Genomic DNA, 12,019 nt, shown 5'->3' with positions numbered 1-12,019 from the left:
AGCTTTCCTCCCGAGGCTCTTCCTATGCTCCCCACCGACATCAAACTGCACAAAGCCTCGAAAACCCTGTCGCTGAAATACGCGTCCGGCGAGGAATATCACCTGCCCGCCGAGTTCCTGCGCGTGCACTCTCCCTCCGCCGAGGTCCAGGGCCACGGCAAACCCATTCTGCAATTTGGCAAGAAGAATGTCGGCCTGACCAAGGTAGAACCGGCCGGTCAGTACGCACTGAAGTTGACCTTCGACGACGGCCACGACAGCGGCCTGTTCACCTGGGAATACCTCTATGAGCTGGCGCGACGTTATGACGCACTTTGGGATGACTATCTTGCCGAGCTCAAAGCCGCTGGAAAAACCCGCGACCCAAACGAATCCGTCGTCAAGCTGATGCTCTAAGTCAGGCCTCTTGCTCTTTAGAGGGCATTTTCTAATTTCATCTGTTTGAATGCTCCGCCTCAGGGCCAATGATTGGCCCGCTTGCGAAAAAAATTAAACTCGGGTAACCAATGGATCTGGCAAGTTCCCTGCAGGCTCTCTGAACTAAAAAGCAGCGATGCAGTATTAACGGTCACCCGAGCAGTAGTACCTGGCATTGGCTGTGTGACTACCCAGTCAGGCTCAGGTACTCGTCTCAGGACAATGGAGCGTCGTAGATGAGTAACAAGAATAACGATGACTTGAAATATCAAGCCTCGGAAAACACTTTAGGGCTGAATCCTGTCGTTGGGCTGCGTGGTAAAGATCTACTGGCTTCTGCTCGCATGGTGCTCAGGCAGGCCATCAAACAACCGGTCCACAGTGCCAAGCATGTTGCCCATTTCGGCCTTGAACTGAAGAACGTGTTGTTCGGTAAATCCGAACTGCTTCCGACCCCCGAAGACCGTCGCTTCGCCGATCCGGCGTGGAGTCAGAACCCGCTCTATAAACGTTATCTGCAAACTTACCTGGCGTGGCGCAAGGAGCTCCACGACTGGATCGACGAGAGTAACCTGGCGCCCAAGGATGTCGCGCGCGGGCATTTCGTGATCAACCTCATGACCGAAGCCATGGCCCCGACCAACACGGCGGCCAACCCGGCGGCAGTCAAGCGCTTCTTCGAAACCGGCGGCAAAAGCCTCCTCGATGGCCTTTCGCATCTGGCCAAGGACATGGTGCACAACGGCGGCATGCCGAGCCAGGTCAACATGGGCGCATTCGAAGTCGGCAAGAGCCTGGGTGTGACCGAAGGCGCTGTCGTGTTCCGCAACGACGTGCTGGAACTGATTCAGTACAAGCCGACCACCGAACAAGTCTTGGAGCGCCCCCTGCTGGTGGTGCCGCCACAGATCAACAAATTTTACGTATTCGACTTGAGCCCGGAAAAGAGCCTGGCGCGCTACTGCCTGCGCAGCAATGTGCAGACCTTTATCGTCAGCTGGCGCAACCCGACCAAGGAACAGCGCGAGTGGGGCCTGTCGACCTACATTGAAGCGCTCAAGGAAGCGGTCGATGTGGTTAGCGCCATCACTGGCAGCAAAGACATCAACATGCTCGGCGCCTGCTCCGGCGGTATCACCTGCACCGCGCTGCTGGGCCATTACGCGGCACTCGGCGAGAAAAAGGTCAACGCCCTGACACTGCTGGTCAGCGTGCTGGACACCACCCTGGACAGTGACGTCGCCCTGTTCGTCGACGAGCAAACCCTGGAATCCGCCAAGCGCCAGTCCTATCAGGCCGGTGTGCTGGAAGGCCGCGACATGGCGAAAGTCTTCGCCTGGATGCGCCCCAACGATTTGATCTGGAACTACTGGGTCAACAACTACCTGCTGGGTAACGAACCGCCGGTGTTCGACATCCTGTTCTGGAACAATGACACCACCCGATTGCCTGCCGCGTTCCATGGCGACCTGATCGAGATGTTCAAAAGTAATCCACTGATCCGTCCCAATGCACTGGAAGTGTGCGGCACGCCAATCGACCTGAAACAAGTCACCGCAGACATTTATAGCCTGGCTGGCACCACCGACCACATCACCCCGTGGAAGTCCTGCTACAAGTCGGCGCAACTGTTTGGCGGCAAGGTCGAATTCGTGCTGTCGAGCAGCGGACATATCCAGAGCATTCTGAACCCGCCGGGCAACCCGAAATCGCGCTACATGACCAGCAGTGAAATGCCGGCCAAGGCCGAAGACTGGCAAGAAAACTCCACCAAGCACACCGATTCCTGGTGGCTGCACTGGCAGACATGGCTGGCCGAACGTTCGGGCAAACTGAAGAAGGCCCCAACGGTTTATGGCAACAAAACCTTCACCGCCGGCGAAGCAGCACCGGGTACTTATGTGCATGAGCGGTAACTGACACACCCCACCCTCCTGCAGGAGTCGAGCTTGCTCGCGAAGGCGGCGGCACAGTCAATGTAACTGCGTCTGCCTCACCGCTATCGCGAGCAAGCTCGCCACCTACAGGGGATCGGGGATGAATTAACCCACAGGGCCTGAAGCATGCCGCAACCGTTTATATTCCGTACCGTCGACCTGGATGGCCAGACCCTCCGCACGGCAGTACGCCCGGGCAAGCCTCACTTGACGCCCTTGCTCATTTTCAACGGCATCGGCGCCAACCTGGAGCTGGTGTTTCCGTTCGTCGCGGCATTGGACCCGGACCTGGAAGTCATTGCGTTCGACGTACCCGGTGTCGGCGGCTCGTCGACGCCGAATCGGCCGTACCGCTTTCCGGGCCTGGCGAAACTCACAGCACGGATGCTCGATTATCTCGACTACGGACAAGTCAACGTGATCGGCGTGTCCTGGGGCGGCGCCCTCGCCCAGCAATTTGCGTATGACTACCCCGAGCGCTGCAAAAAACTTGTGTTGGCGGCCACGGCGGCTGGAGCCGTCATGGTGCCGGGCAAACCGAAAGTGCTGTGGATGATGGCCAGCCCACGACGCTACATCCAGCCGTCGCACGTGATCCGCATTGCACCGATGATCTATGGCGGCGCCTTCCGTCGCGACCCCACCCTGGCGGCCAGCCACGCAGCGAAAGTCCGTTCGGCGGGCAAGCTCGGTTATTACTGGCAGTTGTTTGCCGGCCTGGGCTGGACCAGCATTCACTGGTTGCACAAGATCAACCAGCCGACGCTGGTACTGGCCGGTGACGACGACCCGTTGATCCCGTTGGTCAACATGCGCCTGCTGGCCTGGCGAATTCCCAATGCCCAGCTGCACATCATCGATGATGGGCATCTGTTCCTGATCACCCGTGCCGAAGCCGTGGCACCGATCATCATGAAATTCCTCGAGGAAGAACGCCTGCGCGCCGTGATGCATCCGCACCCGACGCCGTTGGGCAGTTAGTCGCTTCATCGGCCGGCAGGACGCCGCGCCGCGCAACAACCCACAACAGCGTCTATGGTGATCTGGTTCAGTGAGTTTGTTTTTGGCTTGAAACGAAGGAGTGTTGAGACATGCGCGACAAACCAGCGAGAGACGCTTTACCCACTCCCGCCGCGTTCATCAACGCACAGAGTGCAATTACCGGCCTGCGCGGCCGGGACCTGATTTCGACCCTGCGCAACGTGGCGGCCCACGGCTTGCGCAACCCGGTGCACAGCGCCCGACACGCCTTGAAACTGGGCGGTCAGTTGGGCCGTGTCTTATTGGGTGAAACCTTGCACGCGACCAACCCGCAGGACAGTCGTTTCACCGATCCGGCGTGGAGTCTCAACCCGTTTTATCGTCGCAGCCTGCAGGCCTATCTGAGCTGGCAGAAACAGGTTAAAAGCTGGATCGACGACAGCGCCATGTCCCCCGACGATCGCGCCCGCGCGCACTTTGCGTTTGCCTTGCTCAATGACGCCGTGTCGCCGTCCAATACCCTGCTCAATCCGCTGGCGATCAAGGAAATCTTCAATTCCGGCGGCAACAGTCTGGTGCGCGGTATCAGCCATCTGGTCGACGACTTCCTGCACAACGACGGCCTGCCCCGGCAAGTCACCAAGCAAGCATTCGAAGTGGGTAAAACCGTCGCCACCACGACCGGCTCGGTGGTGTTTCGCAACGAGCTGCTGGAGCTGATCCAGTACAAGCCAATGAGCGAAAAACAGTATTCAAAACCGCTGCTGGTGGTACCGCCGCAGATCAACAAGTACTACATTTTCGACCTGAGCCCGCATAACAGCTTCGTCCAGTTCGCCCTCAAGAACGGCCTGCAGACGTTCATGATCAGTTGGCGCAATCCCGATGTGCGCCATCGCGAATGGGGGCTGTCGACCTACGTCGAAGCCGTGGAAGAAGCGATGAATGTCTGCCGGGCGATCACCGGCGCGCGCGAAGTGAACCTGATGGGCGCCTGCGCTGGCGGGCTGACCATCGCCGCGCTGCAAGGTCACTTGCAGGCCAAGCGACAGCTGCGGCGGGTGTCGAGCGCGACCTACCTGGTGAGCCTGCTCGACAGTCAGATGGACTCCCCGGCAACGCTGTTCGCAGACGAACAGACCCTTGAAGCGGCCAAGCGCAAGTCCTATCAGAAAGGTGTGCTGGATGGTCGTGACATGGCCAAGGTGTTCGCCTGGATGCGCCCCAACGACTTGATCTGGAGTTATTTCGTCAATAACTACCTGCTCGGCAAAGAACCGCCCGCGTTCGACATCCTCTACTGGAACAACGACAACACGCGGCTGCCGGCGGCCTTTCACGGCGATCTGCTGGACTTCTTCAAACACAACCCGCTGAGCCACCCGGGCGGCCTTGAAGTGTGCGGCACGCCCATCGACTTGCAGAAAGTCACCGTCGACAGCTTCAGCGTCGCAGGCATCAATGACCACATCACGCCGTGGGACGCGGTGTACCGCTCGACTCTGTTGCTGGGTGGTGAACGACGCTTCGTGCTGTCCAACAGCGGCCACGTGCAGAGCATCCTCAACCCGCCGAGCAACCCGAAAGCCAACTACGTCGAAGGCGCAAAATTGAGCAGCGACCCACGCGCCTGGTATTACGACGCCAAGCAAGTCGACGGCAGCTGGTGGACGCAATGGCTGGAGTGGATTCAGCAACGTTCCGGCGCGCTGAAAGAAACCCACATGGCCCTCGGCAATCAGAACTATCCACCGCAAGAGGCAGCACCCGGTACTTACGTGCGTGTGCGCTGACGTTCAACCTTCCACGGCCGGCGTTGGCCGTGGCACTGACTCGATCATTAAGAAGACTGGATGAAAACCCGCGACCGGATTCTCGAATGTGCTTTGCAGTTGTTCAATCAGAAAGGCGAACCGAACGTCTCCACCATGGAAGTTGCCAACGAGATGGGCATCAGCCCTGGCAACCTCTACTACCACTTTCACGGCAAGGAGCCGCTGATTCTCGGGCTGTTCGAGCGCTTCCAGTCTGAACTGGCGCCGCTGCTCGACCCTCCTGCCGATGTGGAACTGGCACCGGACGATTACTGGCTGTTCCTGCACTTGATCGTCGAACGGCTGTCGCATTACCGGTTTCTGTTCCAGGACCTGTCGAACCTCGCCGGACGCCTGCCAAAGCTGGCCAAGGGCATACGCAACCTGCTCAATGCGCTGAAGCGCACACTGGCGTCATTGCTCGCGCAGTTGAAGGCTCAGGGGCAATTGGTCAGTGATACGCAGGCGTTGGGGCAGTTGGTGGAGCAGATCACAATGACGCTGCTGTTCTCGCTGGACTACCAACGGATTCTTGATCGTGAGGGTGAGGTGAGGCTGGTGGTGTACCAGATCATGATGCTGGTGGCGCCGCACTTGCTGCCGCCGATCAAGGTGGCGACGGAGCAGATGGCGCTCCAATATCTGGAAGAACACGAGTAAACCTGAGACCGCCGCTCCCACATTGGATTGGCGGTGTTCTGGAGAATGGGTTCACCAACAAAAACGCCCGACCTTGGCAGGCCGGGCGTTTTTTTGAGCCCTGAAAATCAGGACTGACTGGTTGGCGTCGTTGCTGGCGCTACAGTCGGGGTTACAGCAGGGGTCGGCGCGGTTGCAGAGTTCGATGCGCTGACCGGGGCGGCCGGGGTTGCCGGTTTGGCAACAGCAGCCACTGCTGGTTTTGGTGCGGCGGCTTTCGGCGCTGCCGGTTTTTTCACCGCTGGCTTCTTCGCTGCAGCAGGTTTTGCTGCTGGCTTGGCGGCCGGTTTGGCAGCTGCGGTTTTGGCAGCTGGTTTAGCCGCTGGCTTGGCGGCTGCTTTAGCGGCAACCGGTTTAGCCGCTGGCTTGGCAGCAGCAGGTTTTGCTGCGGCAGTTTTGGCAGCAGGCTTGGCCGCTGCTTTCGCAGCAGGTTTGGCAGCCGGTTTAGCGGCGGCTTTGGCCAGTGGCTTGGCAGCGGTTTTAGCCGCTGGCTTGGCCGCTGCGGTTTTCGCCGCAACAGGCGCAACCTTGGCACCGGTGAGTTTTTCGATTTGCTTGGTCAGGGTATCGACCTTGCTGTGCAGTGCTTTCACTTCGTTGCGGCTCGGGACACCGAGGCGCGAAATGGCACTGTTCAGGCGCTTGTCGAAAGCCCCTTCCAGCTCATCCCATTTGCCCAGCGCGCGATCTTTAACGCCAGTGATGCGCGACTTGGCCGACGAAGCAGAATCCTTGGCGGCGTCGACTTTCTTGCCAACAGCGTTCTTGGTGAGCTTCTCGGCTTTCTCGCCGTCTTTGACCAATGTATCGAAGAGCTTGCTGCCGTCAGTGTCGATCTTCGAGTACACGCCTAAACCAGCCAGCCAGATTTTGCGGGAGTAGTCTTCGACTTTCCCGATCCACGAGCTGCCTTCTTTTTCGGTGTTCTTTTTAACAGCCATCCCGTTCTCCTTAAGATTTACGCGCGACGCGTTCGAGCAATGCCGTCAGCTCATCGAGCTTAGCAGAGAGTGTCTCAACGTCATGTTTAGACGGAATGCCGATACGATTCAAGGCACTTGCGACACGCGAGTCAAAAGCCTTCTCGACCTTGTCGAGTTGAACTTCGACCTTGCCTTTGAAAGTACTCACTTCACTCTTGGCTTCAACGATCTCGGCGTTAGCGGCTTCAAGCTTTTCAGCCACTACTTTTTTGCCTTTCTTTTCAACAGTTTGACCCGCCTTGATCAACTCTTGAAAGTACTCGCTACCCTCTTGCCCGACCTTGGCGTAGGCACCCAGGCCAGCCAGCCAGATCTTGCGGGCATAGGATTTGACGTCGCCCAGAGCGGTGGTCGATGCGTCGATTTTTTTCTTCAAAATAACTTTGGCCATGGTGCACCTCACGCGCAGAAGGTTTGAGGAACTGCCCGGACAAGTGTCGGGCTCAGGCACAAAGTAGGGAGAAAAATTAGAAACGGCACCCTAACAACTGACATAAACAAGTAGTCGGAACGCCAACCAACCTGTGGGAGCGGGCTTGCCCGCGAAGACGATGGATCAACCACAAAATTTATTGCGGATGTTCCGGCCTCTTCGCGGGCAAGCCCGCTCCCACAGGGATCGTGTTTCACAGAAAGAACCGGATCAGACCAACGCTTTATCGAGGGCCTTTTCGATTTCAGATTTGATCATGCCGCTCATGGCCGACATCATCAGGCCCAACTCCACATCGACGCGGATCGAATCTTCGCTGACATGCACCGCGCCTTTCACTCCGGAGCGCTTGAGGTTCAGCGTGTCACCGGACCACTGCGGCTCCAGGCCGTATTGATCGGACAGTTTCTGCGCCAGCTTGTCGGCCTTCTCGCGGGCCGCTTCCTTGCCCAGGCCGTGGGCACGTTCAACACTAATACGGGCCATCGAATGACTCCTGCTTTATGGATACTTTCCTGAAGCATCTTGACCATGACTGCGTCAAAACGTCCCGGTGGTTGCCCATCTTACCTTCAGCCTTGCCAAGACAAAGCATGCCTTGGGGATTAGAATGTCCCGCATTCTCTTCTGGTGACAGCGATATGACTGATCAGCGCAAAGGCAGCGATGCCGAACCCACCACTCACTTTGGTTTCAAAAACGTTCCGGAAAGCCAAAAAGCGGAAAAAGTCGCTGAGGTTTTCCATTCGGTAGCCGCCAAGTACGACTTGATGAATGACCTCCTGTCGGGCGGCATGCACCGTTTGTGGAAGCGTTTCGCAATCGAGCTTTCGGGCGTGCGCACCGGCAATCGCGTGCTGGACATCGCCGGCGGCACGGGCGACCTGACCAAGAAATTCTCACACCTCGTCGGCCCGACCGGCCAGGTGGTGTTGGCCGACATCAACGAATCCATGCTCAAGGTCGGTCGTGACCGCCTGCTGGACCTCGGTGTGGCCGGCAACGTCGAATTCGTTCAGGCCGACGCTGAAAAGCTGCCGTTCCCGGACAACCATTTCGACTGCGTGACCATCGCCTTCGGCCTGCGCAACGTGACGCACAAGGAAGACGCCCTGCGTTCGATGCTGCGCGTGCTCAAGCCTGGCGGTCGCCTGTTGGTGCTGGAGTTTTCCAAGCCAACCAACGCGCTGATGTCCAAGGCCTACGACGCCTACTCGTTCGCCTTCATGCCACTGATGGGCAAGCTGATCACCAACGACTCGGAAAGCTATCGCTACCTGGCCGAGTCGATCCGCATGCACCCGAATCAGGAAACCCTGAAGTCGATGATGGTCGAGGCCGGTTTCGACCGCGTGACCTACCACAACATGACCGCAGGCATCGTCGCCCTGCACCGCGGCATCAAACCCTGATGTTGCTGGCCGGCCTGCTCGCCAGCGTTGAACTCGGCCTGAACCGGGTGCTGCGTCTCGACAGCACCGCGCTGCCGCGGCTGGCGCATTTGAGCGGCCGGGTGATTGCCGTCGACTGCCGCAGCCCGGCATTGCAGCTGTTCATCCTGCCCAGCGATGAAGGCCTGATGCTCGCTTCCCACTGGGAAACCGGCGCCGACTGCACCCTGCGAGCACCGGCTTCGAGCCTGTTGAAACTGGCGATGAGCAAGGACAAGACTTCGGTCCTGCATGGCCCTGAAGTCGAACTCGACGGTGACAGCGGCGTGCTGCTGGAACTGGCGGCGATCCTTCAGGACCTCGAACTGGACTGGGAGTACGAACTCTCGCGCTGGCTGGGGCCGGTGGCCACACAACTGGTTGGCGGTCACCTGCGCAGTCGCGCCCGCTGGTATCAGCAAGGGTTCGCCAGCCTGGGGCAGAACCTCGGCGAATACCTGGCTGAAGAGTCGCGCACCCTTGTCGGTCAGCGCGAAGCCGAAGCCCGATTCAGTGAACTGGACCAGATCAAACTCGATCTGGAACGACTCGAGGCGCGCTTCGAGCGCCTTTCCCGATCCCTCGACCCAAGCGATAACGCATGAAGCTGCTTGCCGTCCGCCGTTTGTTGCGCATCCAGCGCGTTGTGATTCGTTACCGCCTCGATGACCTGCTGTTTGCCCTGCCGCTGCCGTGGTTTCTGCTGGCACTGCGTTACGCGCTGCCGTGGCGCTGGTTCCCGCGCAAGACGCTGGACCTGAGCCGTGGCGCGCGATTGCGCCTGGCGTTGCAGGACCTGGGGCCTATCTTCATCAAGTTCGGGCAGATCCTGTCCACCCGCCGCGACCTGTTGCCGGAAGACATCGCCGACGAGCTGATGAAACTGCAGGACCGTGTGCCGCCGTTCGACTCGCAAGTGTCGGTCAAGCTGATCGAAGAGCAGCTCGGCAAGAAAATCAGTGAAGTGTTCAGCCGTTTCGACGTCGAGCCGCTGGCGTCCGCTTCGGTGGCGCAGGTGCATGCCGCGCAGTTGAAAACCGGCGAAGAAGTGGTGGTCAAGGTGATCCGCCCGGGCCTCAAACCGATCATCGCCCAGGATCTGGCGTGGCTGTTCATTCTGGCCCGCGCTGCTGAAAAGCTCTCGGCCGACGCGCGCCTGCTGCACCCGGTGGACGTGGTCAGCGACTACGAAAAAACCATCTACGACGAACTCGACCTGCTGCGCGAAGCGGCCAACGCCAGCCAGCTGAAGCGCAACTTCGAAGGCTCGCCGCTGCTCTACGTGCCACAAGTCTATTGGGACTGGTGCCGCCCGAAAGTGTTGGTGATGGAGCGCATCTACGGCATCCAGGTCACCGACCTGACCACCCTGGCCGACCAGCGCACCGACATGAAAATGCTCGCCGAACGCGGCGTGGAGATCTTCTTCACCCAGGTGTTCCGCGACAGTTTTTTCCACGCCGACATGCACCCCGGCAATATCTTCGTCAGCACCGTCAACCCGTGGAGCCCGCAGTACATTGCGATCGACTGCGGTATCGTCGGCAGCCTGACCCCGGAAGACCAGGACTACCTGGCCCGCAACCTGTTCGCCTTCTTCAAGCGTGATTACCGGCGTGTGGCGCAATTGCACATCGATTCGGGCTGGGTGCCGGCGGAAACCAAACTCAACGAATTCGAAGCAGCGATCCGCACCGTGTGCGAGCCGATCTTTGAAAAACCGTTAAAAGATATTTCCTTCGGCCAAGTTCTGATGCGCCTTTTCCAGACCGCTCGACGCTTCAACATGGAAGTTCAGCCGCAGCTCGTGCTGTTGCAAAAAACCCTGTTGAACATCGAAGGCCTGGGCCGTCAGCTGTACCCGGACCTGGACTTGTGGAACACCGCGCAGCCGTTCCTTGAACGCTGGATGCGCGAGCGCGTCAGCCCCAAAGCCTTGCTCGGCAACGTGCAGAGCCAGTTCGAACAGCTGCCGCACCTGGCCAACATGGCCCGCGACCTGCTCGAACGCATGTCCCACCCCCACGCCTACGACCCGCCACCACCGTGGCATAAACGCAAGGATGACTGGTTCTTGCGCCTGCTCGGCTGCGCCCACCTGGCGGGCGGCGTTATTCTGCTGGCCGGTGGACCACTGAACGAACTGGGTCATTGGCCCGGGGGAATCATGGTGGCCGTTGGTTTGTATCTGGTCGTTCGCCGATAGCCAGTTGTGTGATCCACTGGCACACTGTTTGAACGTTGGGCCAGGCTAATGAAGTGCGAAGCCCGCTGTCGGAGTCGAAGATGAAAAACTGGCTGGACGAGATCAAGTGGGACGCTGATGGCCTGGTGCCGGCGATTGCCCAGGATCACAAGACCGGGCGCGTCCTGATGATGGCCTGGATGAACCGTGAAGCGCTGGAACTGACTGCTGCCGAGAACCGTGCCATTTACTGGTCGCGCTCGCGTGGCAAGCTGTGGCGCAAGGGCGAAGAGTCCGGCCACGTGCAAACCCTGCATGAGATGCGCCTGGACTGCGACGCCGACGTGATCATCCTGATGGTCGAGCAGATCGGCGACATCGCCTGTCATACCGGCCGCCAAAGCTGCTTCTACCGCGTCTATGAGAACGGCGACTGGACAACGGTCGACCCGGTCCTGAAAGATCCGCACGCCATCTATTCCGCAGGACACAAACATGAGTGACACTCTGACCCGCCTGGCCGCAGTGCTGGAAGAGCGCAAAGGCGCCGCTGCCGACAGCTCGTATGTCGCCAGCCTGTACCACAAGGGCTTGAACAAGATTCTGGAAAAAGTCGGCGAAGAGTCGGTCGAAACCATCATTGCCGCCAAGGACGCCGCCATCAGCGGCGACTGCAGCGATGTGATCTACGAGACCGCCGATTTGTGGTTCCACAGCATGGTCATGCTCGCCCAACTGGGGCAGCATCCGCAGGCTGTACTTGATGAACTGGACCGTCGCTTCGGTCTGTCCGGACACGCCGAGAAAGCCTCGCGCCCGTCCGCCTGAACAATTATTAGAGAGGAGCAGCAACATGGGCATTTTTGACTGGAAACACTGGATCGTCATCCTGGTTGTTGTCGTATTGGTATTCGGCACCAAGAAACTGAAAAACCTCGGCACGGACGTGGGCGAGTCGATCAAGGGCTTCAAGAAAGCCATGAACGACGACGAAAAGCCGGCCGATCCGACCGTGACCCCGGCGCAACCGGTTCCACCTGTTCAGCCACAGACTACGCAGTCCGTGAACCAGCCGCACACCATCGACGTGCAGGCACAAAAAGTCGAAGAGCCGATCCGCAAAGACGTGTGAGCACTGAC

Annotated in this window: 14 protein-coding genes; 11 read left to right on the top strand and 3 right to left on the bottom strand. The window is 59.0% G+C overall.

Annotated features, from left to right (window positions below; genetic code table 11):
* The first annotated feature begins 24 nt into the window (after window positions 1–24).
* From SB725_RS11125 to SB725_RS11105, 5 genes are all read left to right on the top strand, one after another.
* Window positions 25–396 carry a gamma-butyrobetaine hydroxylase-like domain-containing protein gene (locus tag SB725_RS11125; protein WP_027922109.1) on the top strand — a complete coding sequence of 124 codons (372 nt, stop codon included), beginning with the start codon at window positions 25–27 and terminating at the stop codon, window positions 394–396.
* A 257-nt stretch (window positions 397–653) separates the two neighbouring features.
* Window positions 654–2,333 carry a class II poly(R)-hydroxyalkanoic acid synthase gene (phaC, locus tag SB725_RS11120; RefSeq protein ID WP_410921762.1) on the top strand — a complete coding sequence of 560 codons (1,680 nt, stop codon included), beginning with the start codon at window positions 654–656 and terminating at the stop codon, window positions 2,331–2,333.
* A gap of 147 nt (window positions 2,334–2,480) precedes the next feature.
* Entirely contained in the window at window positions 2,481–3,335 is an 855-nt protein-coding gene (gene phaZ / locus SB725_RS11115; protein WP_410921761.1) for a poly(3-hydroxyalkanoate) depolymerase, read from the top strand.
* 110 nt (window positions 3,336–3,445) lie between these two features.
* Window positions 3,446–5,128 (top strand): class II poly(R)-hydroxyalkanoic acid synthase, encoded by a 1,683-nt coding sequence (gene phaC / locus SB725_RS11110; protein ID WP_027922112.1) that lies wholly within the window; start codon window positions 3,446–3,448, stop codon window positions 5,126–5,128.
* Between the two features lie 60 nt (window positions 5,129–5,188).
* Window positions 5,189–5,809: a TetR/AcrR family transcriptional regulator gene (locus tag SB725_RS11105; protein WP_027922113.1), complete on the top strand. Its 621-nt coding sequence runs from the start codon at window positions 5,189–5,191 to the stop codon at window positions 5,807–5,809.
* A 107-nt stretch (window positions 5,810–5,916) separates the two neighbouring features.
* Here the strand turns inward: SB725_RS11105 and SB725_RS11100 are convergent, their stop codons facing one another.
* The 3 genes from SB725_RS11100 to SB725_RS11090 all read right to left on the bottom strand — a co-directional run bounded on the left by SB725_RS11100 (window position 5,917) and on the right by SB725_RS11090 (window position 7,750).
* Entirely contained in the window at window positions 5,917–6,789 is an 873-nt protein-coding gene (locus SB725_RS11100) for a phasin family protein (protein WP_027922114.1), read from the bottom strand.
* Between the two features lie 10 nt (window positions 6,790–6,799).
* On the bottom strand, window positions 6,800–7,222 hold the full coding sequence (locus SB725_RS11095; RefSeq protein ID WP_027922115.1) for a phasin family protein: 423 nt from the start codon (window positions 7,220–7,222) through the stop codon (window positions 6,800–6,802).
* A 252-nt stretch (window positions 7,223–7,474) separates the two neighbouring features.
* Entirely contained in the window at window positions 7,475–7,750 is a 276-nt protein-coding gene (locus tag SB725_RS11090; RefSeq protein ID WP_027922116.1) for a polyhydroxyalkanoic acid system family protein, read from the bottom strand.
* 155 nt (window positions 7,751–7,905) lie between these two features.
* On the opposite strand from SB725_RS11090, the gene ubiE reads away from it, so the two are divergent.
* From ubiE to SB725_RS11060, 6 genes are all read left to right on the top strand, one after another.
* Entirely contained in the window at window positions 7,906–8,676 is a 771-nt protein-coding gene (ubiE, locus tag SB725_RS11085; RefSeq protein ID WP_007948968.1) for a bifunctional demethylmenaquinone methyltransferase/2-methoxy-6-polyprenyl-1,4-benzoquinol methylase UbiE, read from the top strand.
* Window positions 8,676–9,299 (top strand): SCP2 domain-containing protein, encoded by a 624-nt coding sequence (locus tag SB725_RS11080; protein ID WP_027922117.1) that lies wholly within the window; start codon window positions 8,676–8,678, stop codon window positions 9,297–9,299. Before ubiE ends, SB725_RS11080 begins: the two co-directional genes overlap by 1 nt.
* The gene (ubiB, locus tag SB725_RS11075; RefSeq protein ID WP_410921760.1) at window positions 9,296–10,900 is read left to right on the top strand and encodes a ubiquinone biosynthesis regulatory protein kinase UbiB; all 1,605 of its coding nucleotides are present in this window, start codon (window positions 9,296–9,298) and stop codon (window positions 10,898–10,900) included. The genes SB725_RS11080 and ubiB overlap by 4 nt, the downstream gene beginning before the upstream one ends.
* An 80-nt stretch (window positions 10,901–10,980) precedes the next feature.
* The gene (gene hisI, locus SB725_RS11070) at window positions 10,981–11,382 is read left to right on the top strand and encodes a phosphoribosyl-AMP cyclohydrolase (RefSeq protein ID WP_007989281.1); all 402 of its coding nucleotides are present in this window, start codon (window positions 10,981–10,983) and stop codon (window positions 11,380–11,382) included.
* Window positions 11,375–11,707 carry a phosphoribosyl-ATP diphosphatase gene (locus tag SB725_RS11065; protein WP_027922119.1) on the top strand — a complete coding sequence of 111 codons (333 nt, stop codon included), beginning with the start codon at window positions 11,375–11,377 and terminating at the stop codon, window positions 11,705–11,707. The genes hisI and SB725_RS11065 overlap by 8 nt, the downstream gene beginning before the upstream one ends.
* 25 nt (window positions 11,708–11,732) lie before the next feature.
* The gene (locus tag SB725_RS11060) at window positions 11,733–12,011 is read left to right on the top strand and encodes a twin-arginine translocase TatA/TatE family subunit (protein ID WP_010464483.1); all 279 of its coding nucleotides are present in this window, start codon (window positions 11,733–11,735) and stop codon (window positions 12,009–12,011) included.
* Window positions 12,012–12,019 lie beyond the last annotated feature (8 nt).

Source organism: Pseudomonas sp. SIMBA_041, assembly GCF_046535095.1.
GTDB classification, from domain to species: domain Bacteria; phylum Pseudomonadota; class Gammaproteobacteria; order Pseudomonadales; family Pseudomonadaceae; genus Aquipseudomonas; species Aquipseudomonas mucoides.
The sequence above is the reverse complement of the archived record's forward strand: the minus strand, read 5'-3'. Positions and strand labels throughout refer to the sequence as shown.